The sequence below is a fragment of the Comamonas sp. FG99 genome, from assembly GCF_057808605.1.
Genome location: NZ_JBMDII010000001.1, coordinates 107,512 through 127,967, shown reverse-complemented (window position 1 = coordinate 127,967; position 20,456 = coordinate 107,512). Strand labels below are relative to the sequence as shown.

16 protein-coding genes are annotated in these 20,456 nt (G+C 70.7%); 13 read left to right on the top strand and 3 right to left on the bottom strand.

Annotation, left to right across the window (positions count from 1 at the left end; all coding sequences use genetic code 11):
* Nucleotides 1-9: 9 nt before the first annotated feature.
* The 11 genes from ACODRX_RS00555 to ACODRX_RS00505 all read left to right on the top strand — a co-directional run bounded on the left by ACODRX_RS00555 (nt 10) and on the right by ACODRX_RS00505 (nt 14,608).
* Nucleotides 10-411 carry a Zn-ribbon domain-containing OB-fold protein gene (locus ACODRX_RS00555; protein ID WP_488868956.1) on the top strand — a complete coding sequence of 134 codons (402 nt, stop codon included), beginning with the start codon at nt 10-12 and terminating at the stop codon, nt 409-411.
* Nucleotides 408-1,568 (top strand): thiolase, encoded by a 1,161-nt coding sequence (locus tag ACODRX_RS00550; RefSeq protein WP_488868954.1) that lies wholly within the window; start codon nt 408-410, stop codon nt 1,566-1,568. The genes ACODRX_RS00555 and ACODRX_RS00550 overlap by 4 nt, the downstream gene beginning before the upstream one ends.
* Nucleotides 1,569-1,599: 31 nt before the next feature.
* Entirely contained in the window at nt 1,600-3,687 is a 2,088-nt protein-coding gene (locus tag ACODRX_RS00545; protein WP_488868952.1) for a 3-hydroxyacyl-CoA dehydrogenase NAD-binding domain-containing protein, read from the top strand.
* Entirely contained in the window at nt 3,687-4,835 is a 1,149-nt protein-coding gene (locus ACODRX_RS00540) for a CaiB/BaiF CoA transferase family protein (RefSeq protein WP_488869252.1), read from the top strand. The genes ACODRX_RS00545 and ACODRX_RS00540 overlap by 1 nt, the downstream gene beginning before the upstream one ends.
* Before the next feature lie 10 nt (nt 4,836-4,845).
* Nucleotides 4,846-5,829, top strand: a complete 984-nt coding sequence (locus tag ACODRX_RS00535; protein WP_488868950.1) for a Bug family tripartite tricarboxylate transporter substrate binding protein — start codon at nt 4,846-4,848, stop codon at nt 5,827-5,829.
* 135 nt (nt 5,830-5,964) lie between these two features.
* Nucleotides 5,965-6,738 (top strand): enoyl-CoA hydratase, encoded by a 774-nt coding sequence (locus tag ACODRX_RS00530; RefSeq protein ID WP_488868948.1) that lies wholly within the window; start codon nt 5,965-5,967, stop codon nt 6,736-6,738.
* Between the two features lie 101 nt (nt 6,739-6,839).
* A complete protein-coding gene (locus ACODRX_RS00525; protein ID WP_488868946.1) occupies nt 6,840-8,459 on the top strand; it encodes an acyl-CoA carboxylase subunit beta in 1,620 nt (539 codons plus the stop codon).
* Between the two features lie 132 nt (nt 8,460-8,591).
* Nucleotides 8,592-9,758 (top strand): acyl-CoA dehydrogenase family protein, encoded by a 1,167-nt coding sequence (locus tag ACODRX_RS00520; protein WP_488869251.1) that lies wholly within the window; start codon nt 8,592-8,594, stop codon nt 9,756-9,758.
* A 14-nt stretch (nt 9,759-9,772) separates the two neighbouring features.
* Nucleotides 9,773-11,785 (top strand): acetyl/propionyl/methylcrotonyl-CoA carboxylase subunit alpha, encoded by a 2,013-nt coding sequence (locus ACODRX_RS00515; protein WP_488868944.1) that lies wholly within the window; start codon nt 9,773-9,775, stop codon nt 11,783-11,785.
* Nucleotides 11,782-13,554: an acyclic terpene utilization AtuA family protein gene (locus tag ACODRX_RS00510; RefSeq protein ID WP_488868942.1), complete on the top strand. Its 1,773-nt coding sequence runs from the start codon at nt 11,782-11,784 to the stop codon at nt 13,552-13,554. The genes ACODRX_RS00515 and ACODRX_RS00510 overlap by 4 nt, the downstream gene beginning before the upstream one ends.
* A 34-nt stretch (nt 13,555-13,588) precedes the next feature.
* Nucleotides 13,589-14,608 (top strand): Bug family tripartite tricarboxylate transporter substrate binding protein, encoded by a 1,020-nt coding sequence (locus ACODRX_RS00505; protein WP_488868940.1) that lies wholly within the window; start codon nt 13,589-13,591, stop codon nt 14,606-14,608.
* A 120-nt stretch (nt 14,609-14,728) separates the two neighbouring features.
* Here ACODRX_RS00505 and ACODRX_RS00500 read toward each other — a convergent pair whose 3' ends face one another.
* Entirely contained in the window at nt 14,729-15,571 is an 843-nt protein-coding gene (locus tag ACODRX_RS00500; protein WP_488868938.1) for a LysR substrate-binding domain-containing protein, read from the bottom strand.
* Nucleotides 15,572-15,618: 47 nt separating this feature from the next.
* Here ACODRX_RS00500 and ACODRX_RS00495 point away from each other — a divergent pair, with 47 nt between their 5' ends.
* Together ACODRX_RS00495 and ACODRX_RS00490 are read left to right on the top strand one after the other, a co-directional pair.
* A complete protein-coding gene (locus tag ACODRX_RS00495) occupies nt 15,619-16,485 on the top strand; it encodes an enoyl-CoA hydratase/isomerase family protein (RefSeq protein WP_488868936.1) in 867 nt (288 codons plus the stop codon).
* Between the two features lie 15 nt (nt 16,486-16,500).
* Nucleotides 16,501-17,700, top strand: coding sequence for a CaiB/BaiF CoA transferase family protein (locus tag ACODRX_RS00490; protein ID WP_488868934.1), 1,200 nt, complete (start codon nt 16,501-16,503; stop codon nt 17,698-17,700).
* Nucleotides 17,701-17,703: 3 nt separating this feature from the next.
* Here the strand turns inward: ACODRX_RS00490 and ACODRX_RS00485 are convergent, their stop codons facing one another.
* Together ACODRX_RS00485 and ACODRX_RS00480 are read right to left on the bottom strand one after the other, a co-directional pair.
* Nucleotides 17,704-19,122 (bottom strand): MATE family efflux transporter, encoded by a 1,419-nt coding sequence (locus tag ACODRX_RS00485; protein WP_488868932.1) that lies wholly within the window; start codon nt 19,120-19,122, stop codon nt 17,704-17,706.
* Between the two features lie 9 nt (nt 19,123-19,131).
* Nucleotides 19,132-20,451, bottom strand: a complete 1,320-nt coding sequence (locus ACODRX_RS00480; RefSeq protein WP_488868930.1) for an MFS transporter — start codon at nt 20,449-20,451, stop codon at nt 19,132-19,134.
* Between the last annotated feature and the right edge of the window lie 5 nt (nt 20,452-20,456).

Genomic DNA, 20,456 nt, shown 5'->3' with positions numbered 1-20,456 from the left:
AAGATGAGCATGCGTGATACCAGTACGCCGCAGTCGGCGGCGGCCCAGGCCTGCGACCAGCGCTATTTCGGCGCGCTGGCCGAGGGGCGCTTCGAGATACCGCGCTGCACGGGCTGCGGCAAGTTCCACTTCTACCCGCGCGTGCTGTGCCCGCATTGCGGCTCGCAGGCGCTCGAATGGCAGGCGCCTTCGGGCCGGGGCGTGGTGTATTCCGTGACCATCGTGCGCAAGGGGAGCGACGCCGACTACACCGTGGCGCTGGTTGACCTGGACGAAGGCCCGCGGCTGATGAGCCGCGTGGTCGGCACGCCGGTGGAGCAGGTGCGCATCGGCATGGCGGTGCGCTCGCGCATAGACACCGTGGACGAGGCGCCCCTGCTGGTGTTTACCGCGCTGGAGGCACAGGCATGAATACCTCTCGCGGCTCCATCGCCATCCTGGGCACGGGCCTCGCCGGCATGGGCCATGCCGGCGGTGCCTCCGAGCAGGAGATCATCGCGCAGGCGGCCAGCCTGGCCATCGCGCGCAGCGGCCTCGCCAAGGGCGATATCGACGGCATCATTACCTCCAGCCTGACCTCGCCCTGGTGGGTGATGCGCATGGCGGAATACCTGGGCATCCGGCCGCGGTTTTCCGACAGCACCATGTTCGGCGGCTCGGCCTTCATCGCCGACCTGAAGATCGCGCAGCTGGCGATCGATGCCGGCGAATGCGAGAACGTGCTGATCTGCTACGGCGCCACGCCGCGCAGCGCGCCCAGCAGCTCCAAGATCAACCAGATGCGCGCCGAGCTGGACCCGCAGCCCTACGAGCACCCGTACAAGGCCTTCAACCCGGTCTCCAGCTACGCGCTGGCCGCCGCCCGCCACATGCACCAGTACGGCACCACGCGCCGGCAGCTGGCCGAGGTGGCGGTGGCGGCGCGCCAGTGGGCGCAGCTCAACCCCGACGCCTTCTCGAAAAAGCCGCTGGCGGTGGACGACGTGCTCAATGCCCGGATGATCTCCGACCCCTTCACCGCGCTTGACTGCTGCCTGGTGACCGACGGCGCGGGCGCCATCGTCGTTACCTCGGCGCAGCGCGCCAAGGCTTTGCATGCCAAGCCCATCTACGTGCTAGGCAGCGGCTTTGCGCACTGGCACCGGCAGATCTCGTGCATGGAGGACCTGACCGTCACGCCGGCCGTGGACTCGGGCCGCAAGGCCTTCGCGCAGGCGGGCCTTGCGCCAGCGGATATCGACGTGGTCGAGCTCTACGACGCCTTCACCATCAACCCCATCCTGTTCCTCGAAGACCTGGGCTTTTGCAAGAAGGGCGAGGGCGGCGCCTTCATCGAGGGCGGGCGCATCGCGCCGGGCGGCGACTTCGCCATGAACACCAATGGCGGGGGCCTGTCGTGCGTGCACCCGGGCATGTACAGCATCTTCCTGATCATCGAGGCGGTGACCCAGCTGCGCGCCGAGGCCCAGGCCGCGCGCCAGGTGGCCGGCGCCGAGGTGGCGCTGGTGCATGGCAACGGCGGCGTGCTCTCCAGCGAGGCCACGGCCATTCTGGCCTCGTCGCTGTAGCCGCAGGACCGACAACGATACCCACTCGAATATGACTGATTACGCATCCATTTGCCTGACCGACACCGTCCGCTACGAAGAGCGCGGCGGCGTGGCGCTGATCACCATAGACAATCCGCCCGTCAACGGCCTGGGCGACACGGTGCGCCGCGGCCTGGCTGAGGGCCTGGCGCGCGCCGCGGCCAGCGCGGCGGTGCGCGCCGTGGTGCTGCAGGGCGCCGGCAAGCTGTTCTGCGGCGGCGCCGACATCCGCCAGTTCAACACCCCGGCCGCCAGCGCGCAGCCCATGCTGCGCGATGTGAACCGCATGATCGAGGCATCTGCCAAGCCGGTGGTGGCCTGCATCCACGGCGTGGCGCTGGGCGGCGGGCTGGAGCTGGCGCTGGCCTGCCACTACCGCATCGCCGAGGCATCGGCCCGCCTGGGCCTGCCCGAGGTAAACCTGGGCCTGGTGCCCGGCGGCGGCGGCACGCAGCGGCTGCCGCGCCTGATCGGCGCGCCGGCGGCGCTGCAGCTGATCACCTCCGGCAAGCCGGTGGACGCCCGCAAGGCCCTGGCGCTGGGCCTGGTCGATGCGGTCATCGACGGCGAGCGCGAGGCTGCCGCCATCGCCTTTGCCCTGGCCCAGGCGGGCAAGGTACCGCCGGTGCTCGCCGAGCGCCCGCCCGCAGACTGCGAAGGCATGGATTTCGCGGCGCAGCGCCAGGCGGTGAACCCCAAGGCGCGCAACGCCATCGCCCAGCGCAGCGCGGTGGACTGCGTGCGGGCCGCCACCGAGCTGGAATTCGAGGCCGGGCTCGAGCGCGAGCGCGCGCTGTTCGACGAGCTGGTGGCCGGCGTGCCCTCGAAGGCGCTGCGCCACCTGTTCTTTGCCGAGAAGGAAGCGGCCAAGTTTGCCGGCACGGCCACGCGCGCCATCCGCAGCGTGGCCATCCTGGGCGCCGGCACCATGGGCGGCGGCATCGCCATGGCCTTTGCCAACGCCGGCTACCGCGTGCTGCTGTGCGAGCGCGAGCAGGCCGCGCTCAATCGCGGGCTGGCGCTGGTGCAGCGCAACTACGAGATCTCGGCCGCCCGGGGCGCGTTGCCGCAATCAGAGGTGCAAGCGCGCATGCAGCGCATCCAGCCCACGCTGGACATCGCGGCCTTTGCCGATGCCGACCTGGTGATCGAGGCGGTGTTCGAGGACATGGCGGTCAAGCGCGCGGTGTTCGCGCAGCTGGACCGTATCTGCAAGCCGGGCGCCATTTTGGCGACCAATACCTCGCGCCTGAACATCGACGAGATCGCTGCCGTCACCGGCCGCCCGCAGGACGTGATCGGCCTGCACTTCTTCAGCCCGGCCCATGTGATGAAGCTGCTGGAGGTGGTGCGCGGCGCGCGCACGGCCGGCGAGGTGATCGCCAGCTGCATGCGGATGGCGGTGGCCATAGGCAAGATACCGGTGCTGGTCGGCGTGTGCGAGGGCTTTGTCGGCAACCGCATGCTCACCGGCTACTGGCGCGAGGCGGGCTTTCTGCTCGAAGAGGGCGCCACGCCGGCGCAGATCGATGCGGCCATGCAGGGCTTTGGCTTCGCGATGGGGCCGCTGGCCATGGCCGATCTGGCCGGCATGGATATCAACTGGGCCACGCGCAAGCGCCTGGCGCCCACGCGGCCCAAGCACCTGCGCTACTCCCAGGTGGCCGACCGCATCTGCGAGCAGGGCCGCTTCGGCCAGAAGACCGGCGCCGGCTACTACCGCTACGAGGCGGGCAGCCGCACGCCGATTCCCGATCCTGCCGTGGACGGCATCATCGCCGACTGCGCGCGTGAGGCCGGCATCACGCGCCGCGCCATCGGCGACGAAGAGATCGTCGAGCGCTGCCTGCTCGCGCTGGTCAACGAGGGCGCGCGTATCGTCGCGGAGGGCATCGCGCAGCGCGCCTCGGACGTGGACGTGGTCTACGTCAACGGCTATGGCTTTCCGGCCTGGCGCGGCGGGCCCATGTTCCATGCCCAGACCCTGGGCTGGAAGCAGCTGCTGCAGCGCCTGCGGGAGCTGCATGCGCAGCACGGCGAGTACTGGCTGCCCGCGCCGTGGATCGTGCAACAAGCGCAAGCGTCGGAGCAGGCATGATGCTGGCGAGCGCATTGGAGGGGCTGCGCGTGGTCGACCTGTCGCGCATTCTGGCCGGGCCGTGGTGCACGCAGAACCTGGCCGACCTGGGCGCGCAGGTGCTCAAGGTGGAGCGCCCGCTGCAAGGCGACGACACCCGTGGCTGGGGCCCGCCGTTCGTGCAGGCTGCCAGCGGCGAGAAGGTGGCAGCGTATTTTCTGTCGTGCAACCGCGGCAAGCAATCGGTCACGGCCGATTTCGCCAACGAGGCCGACCGCCAATGGCTGCTGCGCCAGATCGCCGCTGCCGACGTGCTGGTGGAGAACTACAAGGTGGGCACGCTCGCTCGCTACGGGCTTGACTACGCGACGCTGGCGGCGCTCAACCCGCGGCTGATCTACCTGTCGGTCACCGGCTTCGGCCAGAGCGGGCCCTTTGCCCACAAGCCGGGCTACGACTACATCTTCCAGGGCATGGGCGGGCTGATGAGCTATACCGGCATCGCGGACGGCGAGCCCGGCGCGGGCCCGCTGCGCACCGGCGTGGCGGTGGTCGACCTGATGACCGGCATGTACGCCACCAGCGCCGTGCTGGCCGCGCTGGTGCAGCGCGGGCGCACCGGCGCCGGCCAGCACCTCGACATCGCGCTGCTCGACGTGGCCGTGGCCATGAACGCCAACCAGGCCGCCAACTACCTGGCCTCGGGCGAGAGCCCGCAGCGCATAGGCAACACCCATCCGAACCTGGCGCCCTACGAGGTCTTTGCCTGCGAGGACGGCTACATCATCCTGGCCATCGGCAACGACACGCAGTTCGCCGCCTTCTGCGGCCTGGTGCAGGCCGACTGGCACCGGTCGGCCGAGTTCGCCAGCAACGCCGGGCGGCTGACGAACCTGCGCCAGCTGCGCCCACTGCTGCGCGGCAAGCTCGCCGCATGGCAGGTGGAGCCGCTGGGCCGGGCGCTCGATGCCCACGGCATCCCGTGGGGCCGCATCAACGATCTGGAGCAGGTCTTCGCCCACCCGCAGGTGCAGCACCGCCAGATGCTGCAGACCGTGCAGCACCCCGAGCTGGGCGCGCTGAAGCTGGTGCGCAACCCCATGGTGGCGCCCGGCGCCGAAAGCCGGGGCGCGCCGCCGGTGCTTGGCCCCGCCGCCGTTCAACCCTAGGAGACTACTGATGCCCATTGCCGAATCCATGGCCAAACCCCTGCTGTCGCTGGCGCTGTGCCTCGCGACCCTGCCGCTGGCCCAGGCGGCCGGCTACCCCGAACGTCCGGTGCGTCTGGTCGTGCCCTACGCCGTGGGCGGCGCCACCGACGTGATCGCCCGCGTGACGGCGCGCTATCTTGGCGAGGCGCTGGGGCAATCGGTCATCGTCGAGAACCGGCCCGGCGCGGGCGGCAGCACCGGCTCGCTGTACGCGGCCAAGCAGCCGGCCGACGGCTATACGCTGGTGATGATGGTGGAAAGCTCGCACGCGGTGAACCCCAACGTTTACGCCAGGCCGGCCTACGACCCGGTGAAGGACTTCACGCCCGTCACCAACATCGCCAACGTGCCCGGCGTGATGGTGGTGAGCCCCCATTCGCCCTACCAGACGGCACAGGACGTGATCGAGGCCGCGCGCAAATCGCCCGGCAAGCTCAACTACGGCTCATCCGGCAACGGCGGCCTGAGTCACCTGAGCGGCGCGCTGTTCGGCAACACCACGCACACGCGCATCACCCATGTGCCCTACAAGGGCCTGGGCCCGGCCCTCAACGACCTGATGGCCCAGCAGATCGACGTGGTGTTCGACAACATGCCCTCGTCGGGCGCCCTGATCGCCGGCAAGCAGCTGCGGGCGCTGGCGGTGTCCAGCCCGCGGCGCCTGCCGCAGCTGCCGGGTGTGCCCACCTATGCCGAAGCCGGGCTCAAGCCCATGAACGACATGTCGTGGTACGGTCTGGGCGCACCGGCGCACCTCGATCCTGCCGTGCTGGCCAAGCTCAGTACGGCGATGCAGCAGACGCTGCGCAACCCCGAGCTGGTCAAGGCCATAGAGCAGCAAGGCGCGATCGTCGACTACCAGACGCCGCAGCAGTTCGGCGAGACCGTGGCTCGATCGAACCAAGCCTGGGCCAGGCTGATAAAAGCAATTGGCTTCGAGAAACTGAATTAGCGGTTTTGCAATCGCGGCGATAACTTTGTTGCTTCGCTTTGCCGTGCCACTTGTACTGTCTGCAGCTTCGCGTCGCGTTCTCGCCGCGATTGCAAAACCGCCTGAAGTATTCCCCAATGCAATAGAGAACCGAATATGTACTGCCAAGTCACCTATCCCACCCCCGCCACCGCCGTGCTCACCATCACCGGTGCCGGCGTGCTCAACGTGTTGAGCACGCCGGTGATCCATGCGCTCACCGCGCAGATCGGCGAGCTGGCCGAGAACCAGGCGCTGCACTGCCTGGTGCTGCGCGGCTCGGGCGCGCGCGCCTTCGTGGCCGGCGCCGACATCAAGGAGCTGGCCGCGCTCACCGCCGCCAGCGGCCGCGTGTTCATCAGCGCGCTGCGCGACCTGTGCAACGCGGTGCGGCATTTTCCGGTGCCGGTCATCGTGCGGCTCGAAGGCCACACCCTGGGCGGCGGCCTGGAGCTGGCGATGGCCGGCGACATCCGCATCGCGGCCGACAACGCGGTGGTTGGCATGCCTGAGGTGAAGGTCGGCATCCCGTCGGTGATCCACGCGGCGATGATGCCCGCGCAGATCGGCTCCACCCGCGCCGCCTGGCTGCTGCTGACCGGCGAGAACATCCCCGCGACGCAGGCCCAGCAATGGGGGCTGATCAACGAATGCGTGCCGCAAGACAGGCTGGACGCGCGCATCCTGGAAGTGGCCGCCGGCCTGGCCGAGATCGGCCCGGTGGTGCTGCGCCAGCAAAAGCGTTTGCTGCGCCGCTGGGAGGGCATGGCGCTGGACGCCGCCATCGGCGACAGCGTGGCCGAGTTCGGCGCAGCCTTCAAGACCGGCGAGCCCCAGCACCACATGAACGCCTTCCTGCAGCGCAAGAAGGCTGGCGGGCGGCAGGCCTGATCCATAAACACCTCTTATGCATCGCGCCCCAAGTAATTGTTGGAAACCAGGCGCCGCCTCTGCAATGATGGACCGCATCAATCCATGGGCAGAGGCACACAATGGCAGATGGAGCAGGCACCGGGCAGGCAGGCGGCGGCGCGCAGCGCAACCGCTCGCACATGCTGGAGCGTATCGATGAGCTGAGGCGGCTGGAGCAGCGGGCGGTGGACCGTTCGGCGCGCTCGGCCAAACATTTCCATGCGCAGGGCAAGCTGCTGCCGCGCGAGCGGCTGGCGCATCTGCTCGATGCCGACCAACCCTTCTACGAGCTGATGGCGCTGGCGGGCTACTGCGGCCTGGAAGACCCCGACCCGGCCACCAGCGTGCCGGGCAGCGCGCTGATCGTGGGCATAGGCCACATCAGCGGCGTGCGCTGCATGGTGGCGGTGAACGACTCGGGCATCAGCGCCGGCGCGATGCAGGCGCTGACCGGGCAAAAGCTGATCCGCGCGCAGGAGATCGCGCTGGCCCAGAAGCTGCCTTTCGTGCAGCTGGTGGAGAGCGCCGGCGGCAACCTGCGCAAGTACCGGGTCGAGCGCTTCGTCGTGGGCGGCGGCATGTTCTACAACCTGGCGCGGCTGTCGGCGGCGGGGCTGCCGGTGGTGGCGCTGATCCATGGCTCGTCGGCCGCCGGCGGCGCCTACCTGCCGGGCCTGTCGGACTATGTGGTGATGGTGCGCGGCCAGGCCCATGCCTACCTGGCCGGGCCGTCGCTGCTCAAGGCCGCGACCGGCGAGGAGGCGAGCGACGAGGAGCTGGGCGGCGCCGACATGCATGCCGCGGCCTCGGGCCTGGCCGACTATGTGGCCGACAACGACCTGGACGGCATCATGCGGGTGCGCGAGATCCTGCAGCGCATTGGCTGGCAGGGCGCGCCGGCGCCATCCGCCATGCAGGCCCGGCCGCCGCTGCACGAGGCCGACGAGCTGCTGGGCCTGATGCCGGCCGAGATGCGCACGCCGGTGGACATGCGCGAGGTGATCGCGCGGCTGGTGGATGGCTCCGAGTTCCATGCCTTCAAAGAGGCGTTCGGCCCGGCCACGGTCTGCGGCTACGCGGCCATCGAGGGCCGAGCGGTGGGCATCCTGACCAACAACGGCCCGCTCGACAGCGATGGCTCCAATAAGGCGGCGCAGTTCATCCAGCTGTGCGTGCAGCTGGGCCGGCCGCTGGTCTTTTTGCAGAACATCACCGGCTTCATGGTGGGGCGCAGGCACGAAGAGGCCGGCATGATCAAGCACGGCGCCAAGCTGATCCAGGCACTGTCGAATGCGCCGGTGCCGCGCTTCACCGTGCTGTGCGGCGCCTCGTACGGCGCCGGCAACTACGGCATGTGCGGGCGCGCCTTCAAGCCAGACCTGCTGTTCTCCTGGCCCAACGCCAGGACGGCGGTGATGGGCGGCGAGCAGGCCGCGATGACCATGCGCACCGTGGCCGAGAACGCGGCCAGGCGCGGCGGCAGGCAGCTCGACGAGGCCGCGCTGGCGGCCGAGAGCCGGGCCATCGTCGACACCTTCGAATCGCAGTCCAGCGCCATCCACACCAGCAGCCTGCTGCTGGACGACGGTGTGATCGATCCGCGCGAAACCCGCGCCTGGCTGGGCATGGCGCTGGCCACCGCCTTGGATGCCCGCGCCCGTGCGCTGCAGCCCATGCAGTTCGGCGTGGCGCGGCTGTAGCACGAGCGGCGCAGCAGCTTTGAAAAAGTGAGCTGCTCGCGATTGATGAGCAAGGTTTTTAGGTGCTTTCCATTCTGAAATCAAGGAATGGCAGGCGCCAGTAGCTCTCATTTTTTTCCATAAGGAGACCGGATCATGATGACACCCGAGCACATCGCCCTGCAGGACAGCGTGCGCAAGCTGATCGAGCGCGAGATCGAGCCGCATGTGGACGCGTGGGAGGCGGCCGAGATCTTCCCCGCGCACGAAGTGTTCAAGAAGCTGGGCGCGGCGGGCTTCCTGGGCGTGAACAAGCCGCTGGAGTTCGGCGGCATGGGGCTGGACTACAGCTACGAGATCGCGTTCTGCGAGGCCATCGGCGGCATCAGCTCGGGGGGCGTGGGCATGGCCATCGCGGTGCAGACCGACATGGCCACGCCGGCGCTCACGCATTTTGGCTCCGACGAGCTGCGCGAGCTGTTCCTCAAGCCCACGGTGGCGGGCGAGCAGGTGGTCTGCCTGGGCGTATCCGAGTCGGGCGCGGGCTCGGACGTGGCCTCGCTCAAGACCACGGCGCGCAAGGACGGCGACGACTACGTGATCAACGGCTCCAAGATGTGGATCACCAACGGCACCCAGGCCGACTGGATGTGCCTGCTGGCCAACACCAGCGATGGCGACGTGCACCGCAACAAGTCGCTGATCTGCCTGCCGCTGCGCGAAAACGGCAAGCTGCGCCCCGGCATCAGCATGCAGAAGATCAAGAAGGTGGGCATGTGGGCCTCCGACACCGCCCAGGTCTTCTTCGACGAAGTGCGCGTGCCGCAGCGCTACCGCATCGGCGAGGAGGGCAAGGGCTTCACCTACCAGATGCGCCAGTTCCAGGAAGAGCGCCTGAGCGGCGCCACCCGGCGGGTGACCGCGCTGTCCAACGTGATCAACGAGACCATCGAGTACACGCGCCAGCGCAAGGCCTTCGGCCGCTCCATCCTCGACAACCAGGCGGTGCATTTCCGCCTGGCCGAGCTCAAGACCGAGGTGGAGCTGCTGCGCGCGCTGATCTACCGCGCGGCCCAGGTGCACATGGGCGGCGGTGACATGACCGAGCTGGCCTCGATGGCCAAGCTCAAGGCCGGGCGCCTGTGCCGCGAGGTGACCGATTCGTGCCTGCAGTACTGGGGCGGCATGGGCTTCACCTGGGAGAACAAGGTCTCGCGCGCCTGGCGCGACCTGCGCCTGATCTCGATTGGCGGCGGCGCCGACGAGATCATGCTGACCATCATCTGCAAGCACATGGGCACTTTGCCCAAGCGGGCCTGAGCGGAGGAGGCACCATGCGTTTCGACACGCTGCTTGTGGCCAACCGGGGTGAGATCGCCCTGCGCATACTGCGCACCGCACGGCGCATGGGCCTGCGCACGGTGGCCGTGTATTCCGACGCCGACGCGCACAGCCCCCATGTGCGCGCCGCCGACCTGGCCGTGCACATCGGCCCCACGCCGGCCGAGCAGAGCTACCGCAACGGCGCGGCGCTGATCGAGGCCTGCCGCCGCAGCGGCGCCCAGGCCATCCACCCGGGCTACGGCTTTCTGTCCGAGAACGCCGAGTTCGCCCAGGCCGTGGCCGATGCGGGCCTGGTCTTCGTCGGCCCGTCGGCGCGGGCGATCGCGCTCATGGGCAACAAGGCCCAGGCCAAGCAGGCCATGCAGGCCGCAGGCGTGCCCACGGTGCCGGGCGAGCAGGGCTGCGCCACGCCAGAGCAGGTCGCCGCGGCGGCCGGGCGCATCGGCTTTCCGGTCATCCTCAAGGCCGCGGCCGGGGGCGGCGGGCGCGGCATGCGCGTGGTGCGCGAGCCGGGCGCGCTGGCCGAGATGTTCCGCCAGGCGCAGTCCGAGGCGGCGGGCGCCTTCGGCTCGGGCGAGATCATCATCGAGCGCGCGATCGAGCGCGGCCGGCACATCGAGGTGCAGGTGCTGTGCGACGAGCACGGCCGCTGCCTGCACCTGGGCGAGCGCGACTGCTCCACCCAGCGGCGCTTCCAGAAACTGATCGAGGAGGCGCCTTCACCCGCGGTCGATGCCGCGCTGCGCGAGGCCATGGGCCAGGTGGCGCGCCAGGCCTGCGAGGCCATTGGCTACACCGGCGTGGGCACGCTCGAATTTCTGCTCGACGAGCACCAGCGCTTCTACTTCATGGAGATGAACACCCGGCTGCAGGTGGAGCACGGCGTGACCGAGCTGGTGACCGGGCTCGACCTGGTGGAGCAGCAGATCCGCGTGGCCCAGGGCGAGGCCTTGGCATTCGGCCAGCAGGATGTGAAGCTCAAGGGCCACGCGATCGAGCTGCGCCTGTGTGCCGAAGACCCCTGGGCCGGCTTTTTGCCGCAGGTGGGCACGGTGGGCGACTGGCGCCCGCCCGCCGATATCCGCACGGATACGGCGCTTGCCAGCGGCATGGCGATCAGCCCGTTCTACGACTCGATGGTGGCCAAGCTCATGGCCTGGGGCGAGAGCCGCGCGGCCTGCATCGCCCAGCTGGCGCGGGCCTGCGAGCGCACCACCGTGCTGGGCGTGCGCAGCAACCTGGGCTTTCTGGCGCGCTGCCTGCGCCACCCGCGCTTTGCGGCTGGCGAGGTGACCACCGACTTCCTGGCGCAGGAGGATTTGCAGCAGCCCTTCTGGCGGCGCGAGCCTTCGGCCCATGCGCTGGCCGCGGCGGCGCTGGTGCTTGGCGGCGCGGTCAAGTCCGCGGCGGCCGGGCTTGCCGAGCGCCTGGGCGGGCGCTCGCTGTGGCTGCGCGACACCACGGCCGGCGCGGATGGCAAGACGATGCAATGCACGCTGGCGCCGAGTGCCGCCGGGCTGGCGCTGCAGTGCAGCGAGCGCGCAGCGGGCAAGGCCGCAGCGGATGCGGAGGTGCAGACCTCCACCTGGCAGATATCCCATCTGCGCTGGCACGACGAGGCGGGCGGCGCCCGCCTGGGCCTGGCCATAGCCGGCATCTACCGCGAGCTGGCCTGCTGGCGGCAGGACGGTGGGCCGCTGTGGGTGCAGGACGGCGCGGATGCCTTCGTCTTCGAGCGCGTGGAGCGCTTCGCCGCAGCGGGCAGCCAGCAGGCGAGCGGCCTGCTGCGCGCGCCGATGAGCGGCCGCGTGATCGCGCTGCTGGCCGGCGAAGGGCAGGAGGTGGCGCAGGGCGAGCCGCTGGTGGTGATCGAGTCCATGAAGATGGAGATGCCGCTGGCCGCGCCCTGCACGGGCCGCATCGCGCAATTGCATGTCAGCCAGGGCCAGCAGCTGCATGCCGGCCAGGCCGTTCTGGAAGTGATGGGGAAGGAGACGCCATGAAGCAGACCGTTCTGATCGGGGGGGCCAGCGGCTTCTGGGGCGACTCGCAGATCGCCGTGCCGCAGCTGCTGCGCCAGCCCGGGCTGCAGTACCTGGTGTTCGACTACCTGGCCGAGACCACCATGTCCATTTTGCAGCGCGCCCGGCTGCGCGCGCCGGGCCTGGGCTATGCGACCGACTTCGTCACCGCGGCCGTGGGCCCGCACCTGCGCGAGATCAAGGCCAAGGGCGTGCGCCTGGTCTCCAACGCCGGCGGCCTCAACCCCGCGGGTTGCCGCGATGCCTTGCTGGCGCTGGCGCAGGAGCAGGGCGTGGCGCTGAAGGTGGCCATCGTCACCGGCGACGACGTGCTGGCGCTGCAGCCGCAGTTCGAGCCCTGGGGCGATGCGCCCCAGGGGGAGCTGCCCGCGCTGATGTCGGCCAATGCCTACCTGGGCGCCGCGCCCATCGCGCAGGCGCTGGCCAGCGGCGCCGACATCGTGGTCACCGGCCGCTGCGTCGACAGCGCCACGCTGCTGGGCATTGCGATCCACGAGTTCGGCTGGCGCCTGACGGACTACGACCGGCTTGCGCAGGCCAGCCTGGCGGGCCACCTGGTGGAATGCGGCGCGCAGGCCACCGGCGGCCTGTTCACCGACTGGGAGCAGGTGCCCGACTGGGCCGACATCGGCTACCCGCTGGTGCGGCTGCAGGCCGATGGCGGCTTCGAGCTGTCGCAGCCCGAGGGCGCGGGCGGCCTGGTCACGCGGCAGACCGTGGGCGAGCAGCTGTTGTACGAGATCGGCGATCCGGCGGCCTACGAGCTGCCCGACGTGGTCTGCGACTTCACCCAGGTCGAGATCGCCGACCTGGCGGGCGGGCGGGTGCGGGTGCAGGGCGCGCGCGGCCGCGCCCCGGGCAGCCGCTACAAGGTGACCGCCACCTACCAGCAGGGCTGGCAGATCGCCATCATGATGGCCATCCGCGGCCAGCGCGCGCTGGCCAAGGCGCAGCGCACCGCCGATGCGCTGCTGGCGCGCACCCGCCGCCAGATGCAGGCGGCCGGCTTCGCCGACTACGAGGACACGCTGGTCGAGCTGCTGGGCGCCGAGTCCATGTACGGCCCGCACCGCCGTGTGAGCGAAAGCCGCGAGATCGTGCTGCGCATCGCCGCCCGGCACCGCGACAAGCGCGCGCTGGCCTTTTTGCAGAAAGAGGCCTCGTCGGCCGGCACCTCGATGGGGCCGGGCACGCGCAGCCATTTCGGCGGCCGCTCCGACGTGCAGAGCATCATCCGCACCGCCTCCTTCCTGCTGCCCAAGGCGGCGGTCGCGGTGCAGGTGCAGGCCGCGCCGGATGCAGCGCCGCTGGCGGTCCCAGGCGTGGAGCAGGCGCTTGCGCCGGCCGTGCCGCACCAGCCTGCAGAACCCGTGGCGGCTGCAACCGCCGCCGGCCCCACGGTGCGCGTGGCGCTGGGCCGCATCGCCCATGGCCGCAGCGGCGACAAGGGCGACGACGCCAACATCGGCCTGATGGCCCGCCAGCCGCAGTGGCTGCCGGTGCTGCGCGAGCAGCTCGGCGCCGAGCGGGTGCGGCAGTACTTCGCCCACCTGGTGCAGGGGCCGGTGCAGCGCTACGAGCTGCCGGGCCTGGGGGCCTTCAACTTCGTGCTGCGCCAGGCGCTGGGCGGGGGCGGCTCGTGCAGCCTGCGCTCGGACCCATTGGGCAAGTGCTATGCGCAGATGCTGCTGGACATGGAGATCGATTGCCCCGAAGACCTGGCGCCCTGAGCGCCTTTCCACAGCGATACCAAGGAGACAGAGCATGCAGATACCGAATCACGAGCCGCGGCTGTCACGCCGCGAACTGCTGCGCGGCGCCGGCGCACTGGGGCTGGGCATGGCGGCGGGCCTGCCCGCGCTCGCCCAGGGCGGCGGCGCCGATTTCAAGCTCGACAAGCAGGTGCGCATCGTCGTGGCCTATGCGGCGGGCGGCGCGTCGGACGCGATTGCCCGCTATGTGGGCGATGCCATCGCCCAGCGCGGCGGCAAGCCGGTGGTGGTCGAGAACCGCCCGGGCGCCGACGGCAACATCGCCGCCGAGTACGTGGTGCGGGCGCCCGGCGATGCCTACAACCTGCTGGTGTCGGGCTCCTCCACCCACGCGGCCAATGCCACCATCTACAAGAAGCTGGCCTACGACCCGGACAAGGATTTCACGCCGCTGGCCACCATGGCCACCACGCCATATGCGATGCTGGTCAACCCCAAGCGCATCGCCCAGGCCTCGGCCGCGGACTTCCTGGCCTGGGCCCGCAAGGATGGGCAGACCCTGTCGTTCGCCAGCGCCAACGTGGGCGGCCGCATCGCGGGCGAGCGCTTCAAGCAGCTCACCAAACTCAATGCGGTGAACGTCCCCTACAAGAGCAGCGCCCAGGCCATGACGGACCTGATCGGCGGCCAGTTCGACTATTACTTCTGCGACATGCTGACCGCGCTGCCGCAGATCAAGGCCGGCACGGTGCGGGCGCTGGCCCTGTCCAGCGCCCAGCGCATACCCAGCCTGCCCGATGTGCCCACCGTGGCCGAGCTGGGCTATGCGGGTTTCGACGTCAGCTCCTGGATCGCCATCTGGAGCGCCAAGGCCACCACGCCGCAGCCGGTGTCGGCCGCGCTGTCGCGCTGGGTGGGCGAGGCGCTGGATGCGCCCGCGGGGCAGGACTTCCTCGTCAAGAAGGGCCTGGTGCCCACGCCGGTCTCGCCCGGGCACCTGCTGCAGCTGCAGGCGCGCGACACCAAGGACTGGGGCAGGATCATCATCGATGCCGGCATGCAGCAACCTTAGAGCCGCTAACACAACCCTTGATACGTCGTTGCTTCGCCTTGTCGTACTAGCGTACTGCCTGCGGCTTCGCGCCTCGTCTCAACCGCAAATCTTCGATTTGCTGGGTTGTGTTAGCAGCTCTTAGTGGGGGGCGATCAAGTGACGCACCTTCATCGCGCTTTCATGGCTGGCGTCGGCGCGCCAGTACAGGCAGAAGCTGATCGGCGGCAGCGCCGGCAGGCGGGCCTGCGGGTCGAGCACGCGCAGGTCGGGGGCCAGCATCTCCACCGCGCGCGCGGTCACGCCCAGGCCGGCGCGCAGCGCGGCGCGCACGCCGGCCAGGGTCGAAGTCTCGAAGGCCGCATGCCAGGGGATGTCGGCCTCGCTCAGCGCCTGCACCATGCTGCTGCGAAAAGGGCAGGCCGCCTCCATCAGGATCAGCGGCACCGAGGCGCCGGCCTGCGGGTGGTAGCGGGCGCCGGCGATCCAGGCCACCGGCGAGGTGCGCAGCACCGTGTGCGCGAACTCGGGGTGCGGCGCGATGTCCAGCATCAGCTCGATCTCGCCCTTGCGCAGCGCCGATGCCAGCCAGCGGCTGCGCCCGACCTGGATGTCGATGCTCAGGTTGGGAAAGTTCTCGGCGCAGATCTCCAGGTAGGCGGGCAGCAGGGTGTCCACCGCGTCGGCGCAGGCGCCGATCTTCACCGGCTGGGTCGCCGCCTGCTGGGTGATGACGCGGTAGGCCTCGTCGTTGAGGCCGACCATGCGGCGCGCATACTCCAGCAGCCGCACGCCCTCGACGGTCAGCTTCTTGCGCCGGCCCACGCGCTCGAACAGCGCGCAGCCCAGCACCGTCTCGAGCTTCTGCATCTGCTGCGAGACCGCCGCCTGCGTGCGGTAGACCTTCTCGGCGGCGTGGGTGAAGCTCTCGCGCTCCGCCACCGCCACGAAGGTGCGCAGCAGGCCGATGTCGAGGTTGCGCATGCTCATAGTGCAAGGATTGTAGGTAGCTCTGTGGAAAGAGGTTTCTGATGCAAGCCAAAGACGAAAAAGACGGCCAGCCCTGGGTGCTCACGTCCCGCACGGGGCCGGTGGCCCGTATCCATCTCAACCGCGGCGAGGTCCGCAATCCGCTCGGGGCCGACATGGTGCAGGCGCTGTCCGCGGCGGTGGCCGAGGCCTCCGGCCACAGCGGCGTGCGTGCCATTGTGCTCACGGCGGCGGGCTCGGCCTTCAGCGCCGGGGGCAATCTGGGCAACCTGGGCGACAGGCTCGCCGCCGAGGCCGGGCCCGACGGGCGCGATCCGATCGCCGCCGGCAACCGCCGCTACGGCGAGTTCCTGACGCAGCTGGTGAACCTGCCGCAGGTGACCGTGGCCTGCATCCAGGGCGCGGCCATGGGCGGCGGCGCGGGCCTGGCCTGCGCGGTGGACATCGCCATCGGCTCGCCCGAGGCGAAGTTTGGCTTTCCCGAGGCCGCGATCGGCCTGGTGCCGGGGCAGATCCTGCCCTTCGTCGCCGCGCGCCTGGGCCTGCCCGCGGCCCGCCGGCTGGTGCTGACCGGGCGGCGCATCGACGCGGCCGAGGCCTACCGCATCGGCCTGCTCGACTACCTGGCCGACTCGCCCCAGGCGCTGGGCGCGCTGGCGCGGCAGGTGCTGGAGTCGGTGCTGGCCACCGCGCCGCAGGCCTCGGCCTGCACCAAGCGCATGCTGGGCCGGCTGCCCGTGGCGCCGCTGCAGGCGAGCAGCGCGCTGCAGGGCTACCTGGACGAGGCCGCGGAGCTGTTTGCCCGCCAGATGCGCTCGGAGGCGATGGAAGGCGTGAGCGCCGCGAAGGAAAAGCGGCCTGCCCACTGGAATGCGGCCGGCGCGCTGGCGGCACTGGACCTGGCATAGAAAGGAGAGGCCGACATGGCATCCATGGATGGTTTGAAAGTGGTGGACCTGTCGCGCGTGCTCGGCGGGCCGCTGTGCGCGCAGATCCTGGGCGACCACGGCGCAGACGTGATCAAGGTCGAGGGCCCGGCGGGCGACGAGACCCGCACTTGGGGGCCGCCGTTCGACGGCGCCGGCATGGCCTCGTACTTTGCCGGCATCAACCGCAACAAGCGCACGGTGTGCGTCGATGTGTCCGCGCCCGAGGGGCGCGAGGTGGTGCTGCGGCTGCTGCAGGATGCCGACGTGCTGATCGAGAACTTCAAGGTCGGCACGCTGGAGCGCTGGGGCATGGGCTACGAGGAGGTGCTGCGCGAGCGCTTTCCGCGCCTCATCCACTGCCGTGTGACCGGCTTCGGCGCCACCGGCCCGTTGGGCGGGCTGCCGGGCTACGACGCGGCGGTGCAGGCGCTCAGCGGGCTGATGAGCATCAACGGCGACCCCGAAGGCGTGGCCACGCGCATGGGCGTGCCCATCGTCGACGTGACCACCGGGCTCAACGCGGTCATCGGCATCCTGATGGCGCTGCACGAGCGCGAGCGCAGCGGCCGGGGCCAGTCGGTGGAGTCGGCACTGTTCGACAGCGCGCTCTTCTCGCTGTACCCGCATTCCATCAACACGCTGTTCACCGGCCGGGCGCCGCAGCGCTCGGGCAACGGCCATCCCAACATCGCGCCCTACGACACCTACGCCACCGCCACCGAGCCGATCTACTTGGCCGTGGGCAACAACGGCCAGTTCCAGCGCCTGTGCGCGGCGGTGGGCCAGCCGCAGCTGGCCGAGGATCGGCGCTATGCCACCAACGCCCAGCGTGCGGTGCACCGCTTCGAGCTCAAGCAGGATCTGCGACGCGCCTTCGCCGGCTTCGATGCGCAGGCGCTGTTCGAGCGGCTGGTATCGGTGGGCGTGCCCTGCGGCGTGATCCACAACGTGGTCGAGGCGCTGGCCCACCCCCATACCGCGCACCGCGGCATGGTGGCCGAGGTGGACGGCTTCCGCTCGGTGGCCTCGCCGATCAAGCTCAGCCGCACGCCGGCCAGCTACCGCCTGCGGCCGCAGGAGATCGGCCAGAGCACGCTGCAGGTGCTGGGCGAGGCCGGCCTGTCGGAGCAGCAGATCGCGCTGCTGCTGGAGCGGGGCGTGATCCGGCAGGCCGCTGCCGGCGAGGCGGCGTAGCCGTCAGCCGCGCGCCCACTGGCGCGCCAGCGCCGCCGGGTGGCGCGGCCAGCCGGGGCGGCCGAACCAGGCACCGCCCGCAATGGTGACGGCGATGACGATGCCATAAACCGCCAGCGCCGCCGCCTGCGCGGCGAACACCTGCACCAGCGCTCCGCCGCCCCGCAGCGCCAGCCAGCCGCCGGCGCCGGCCACCGCCAGGCGCAGCACGTTGGCCAGCACCGGCCACAGCAGCCGGCCCGCGCCCTGCGAGGCGAAGTACAGCACCAGCCCCAGGCCGAAAAATCCATACCACGGCCCCACGGTGCGCAGGTACAGGCTGCCGGCCGCGAGCATGGCCGGGTCGCTGCCGAACAGCCGCAGCCAGGCCTCGGGGAACAGCGCGGCCGCGATGCCGATGGCGCTGGTGAGCGCAAAGGCCAGCGCCGCGCCGGCCCAGGCGGCGCGCAGCGCGCGCTCGCTGCGGCCGGCGCCCATGCAGGTGCCCACCATGGCCAGCAGCGGCGCGCCCAGGCCGAAGACCAGCGGCACCATCAGGTACTCCAGCCGCGCGGCCGTGCCATAGCCGGCGATGGCGCCGGCGCCCCAGCGCCCGGCCAGCGCGGTGGCGATGCCGATGCTGAGATTGGTGGCCGCGGTGGAGATGGCGCCCAGCAGGCCGACGCGCAGGATGTCGCGCATCAGCGGCCAGCGCAGCCGTGCCTCGGCCCAGCGTGGGCGCAGCAGGCTGGCCGGCGAGCGCAGGTACAGCAGCAGCGCGATGCTGCCGCCCAGGTAGTACAGCAGCAGCGCCAGCGCGCCGCCGGCGATGCCCAGCGCCGGCAGCGGCCCGCCGCCGAAGATCAAGAGCGGCGACAGCGGCACCACCGCCACCACGCCCACCACCGTGACCTTGGCCGGCAGCGCCATGTTGCCGGTGCCGCGCACCATCGCGGCCAGCGCATTGAACAGCCACACCAGCAGCGCGCCGCCGAACACCCAGTGCGAATACACCAGCGCCGCCTCCAGCGCCGTGCCGCTGCCGCCCATGCGCTCGTACAGCCAGCGCCCGCCCAGCCACATCGCGGCGGTGGAGGCCAGGCCAAAGCCCAGCGCGATGGCCAGCGACTGCCAGACCAGGGCCTGCGCATCCTCATGCCGGCGCGCGCCCAGCGCCCGGGCGATGGCCGAGGCCATGCCGCCGCCCATGGCGCCCGACGAGGTCATCTGCATCAGCATCACCAGCGGAAACACCAGCGCTATGCCAGCCAGCGCATCGGTGCCGAGCCTGCCGACGAAGTAAGTCTCGATCAAGCCGATGGCGGCCTGCGCCGCCATGACCGCGATGTTGGGCAGCGCCAGGCGCAGCAGCGTGGGCACGATGGGCGCTTCGAGCAGGCGCTGGGTGCGCGGATCGAGGCTGGGCGGAGTGGTGGCTGGCATGGCGGATCCTCAGGCGCGGGCGGTTTGCGGGCCCGCAGCGCCAGCGGCGCCAGGCTGGGCGGGTGCGGCGGGGCGCCGCGCCTGCAGCACCAGCAGCGCGGCCAGCAGGCATGCGCCGCCGGCGGTGTACAGGGCGGGGGTGTAGGTCAGCAGCAGCGTGCGCGACAGGCCGCCGCCCCAGGCGGCCACGGCCGCGCCGAGCTGGTGCGCGGCGAACACCCAGCCGAACACCATGCCGGCCTTTTGCGGCCCGAAGGCGGCGCCTGCCAGCTTGACCGTGGGCGGCACGGTGGCGATCCAGTCCAGCCCGTAGAACATCGCGAAGACGCCCAGCCCGACCAGCGTGAAGCCCGAGTGCGGCAGCCAGAACAGCGACAGCCCGCGCAGCCCGTAGTACCAGAACAGCAGCTTGCGGTTGTCGTAGCGGTCCGACAGCCAGCCCGACAGCACCGTGCCCACGAAGTCGAAGGCGCCCATGGCGGCCAGCACCGAGGCTGCCGGCACCGGGCCCAGGCCGTTGTCGCCGCACAGCGAGATGAAATGGGTCTGCACCAGGCCGTTGGTGCTCAACCCGCAGATGAAGAAGCTGCCCGCGAGCACCCAGAAGGTGCGGTTCGCCGCAGCCTCGCGCAGCACGCGAAAGGGCGTGCCGAAGTCCAGCCGCATCGCGGGCGCCGCGGGCGGTGCGGTGTCCGGCGTCTCGCCGTAGGGGCGCAGGCCCACGTCGGCCGGCCGGTCGCGCAGGAAGGTGAGCGCCAGCAGGCCCACGAGCAGCGCCATCGCGACGATGGGCGCCACGGCGGCGCGCCAGCCCCAGTGCTCGATGATCCACGCCGCCAGTGGCAGGAAGGCCAGCTGCCCGGTGGCCGAGCTGGCGGTCAGCAGCCCGATGACCAGGCCGCGGCGGGCCTGGAACCAGCGGTTGGCCACCACCGCGCCCAGCACCATCGCCGTCAGGCCCGTGCCCACGCCCAGCATCAGGCTCCACAGCCAGAACAGCTGCCACAGCTGGTCGGCCATGGTGACCAGGGCCATGGCCCCGCCCACCAGCGCCAGCCCGGCAACCACCACCGGGCGCAGGCCGAAGCGCTCCATCAGCACCGCGGCGAACGGCCCCATCAACCCGAACAGCGCGAAGCGCAGCGCCAGCGCCGACGAGATCTGCTCCGTGGTCCAGCCGAACTCCCTGCCCAGCGGCTGGATCATCGCGCCCGGCAGGCCCAGCGCGGCGGCCATGGTGAGCATGGTGAGAAAGGTGATGCCGGCGACCAGCCAGCCATAGTGGATGCCGCGGCCTTGCAGCCAGGTGGCGGTGCGGGTGAGGGACATGGGGG

Bases quoted from the DNA above. Each gene is read 5' to 3' on its own strand.
- ACODRX_RS00535 (WP_488868950.1), top strand. From the start codon at position 4,846: ATGCCCATTGCCGAATCCATGGCCAAACCCCTGCTGTCGCTGGCGCTG.
- ACODRX_RS00540 (WP_488869252.1), top strand. From the start codon at position 3,687: ATGCTGGCGAGCGCATTGGAGGGGCTGCGCGTGGTCGACCTGTCGCGC.
- ACODRX_RS00510 (WP_488868942.1), top strand. From the start codon at position 11,782: ATGAAGCAGACCGTTCTGATCGGGGGGGCCAGCGGCTTCTGGGGCGAC.
- ACODRX_RS00555 (WP_488868956.1), top strand. From the start codon at position 10: ATGCGTGATACCAGTACGCCGCAGTCGGCGGCGGCCCAGGCCTGCGAC.
- ACODRX_RS00480 (WP_488868930.1), bottom strand. From the start codon at position 20,451: ATGTCCCTCACCCGCACCGCCACCTGGCTGCAAGGCCGCGGCATCCAC.
- ACODRX_RS00485 (WP_488868932.1), bottom strand. From the start codon at position 19,122: ATGCCAGCCACCACTCCGCCCAGCCTCGATCCGCGCACCCAGCGCCTG.
- ACODRX_RS00505 (WP_488868940.1), top strand. From the start codon at position 13,589: ATGCAGATACCGAATCACGAGCCGCGGCTGTCACGCCGCGAACTGCTG.
- ACODRX_RS00530 (WP_488868948.1), top strand. From the start codon at position 5,965: ATGTACTGCCAAGTCACCTATCCCACCCCCGCCACCGCCGTGCTCACC.
- ACODRX_RS00515 (WP_488868944.1), top strand. From the start codon at position 9,773: ATGCGTTTCGACACGCTGCTTGTGGCCAACCGGGGTGAGATCGCCCTG.
- ACODRX_RS00495 (WP_488868936.1), top strand. From the start codon at position 15,619: ATGCAAGCCAAAGACGAAAAAGACGGCCAGCCCTGGGTGCTCACGTCC.
- ACODRX_RS00525 (WP_488868946.1), top strand. From the start codon at position 6,840: ATGGCAGATGGAGCAGGCACCGGGCAGGCAGGCGGCGGCGCGCAGCGC.
- ACODRX_RS00500 (WP_488868938.1), bottom strand. From the start codon at position 15,571: ATGCGCAACCTCGACATCGGCCTGCTGCGCACCTTCGTGGCGGTGGCG.
- ACODRX_RS00545 (WP_488868952.1), top strand. From the start codon at position 1,600: ATGACTGATTACGCATCCATTTGCCTGACCGACACCGTCCGCTACGAA.
- ACODRX_RS00490 (WP_488868934.1), top strand. From the start codon at position 16,501: ATGGCATCCATGGATGGTTTGAAAGTGGTGGACCTGTCGCGCGTGCTC.
- ACODRX_RS00550 (WP_488868954.1), top strand. From the start codon at position 408: ATGAATACCTCTCGCGGCTCCATCGCCATCCTGGGCACGGGCCTCGCC.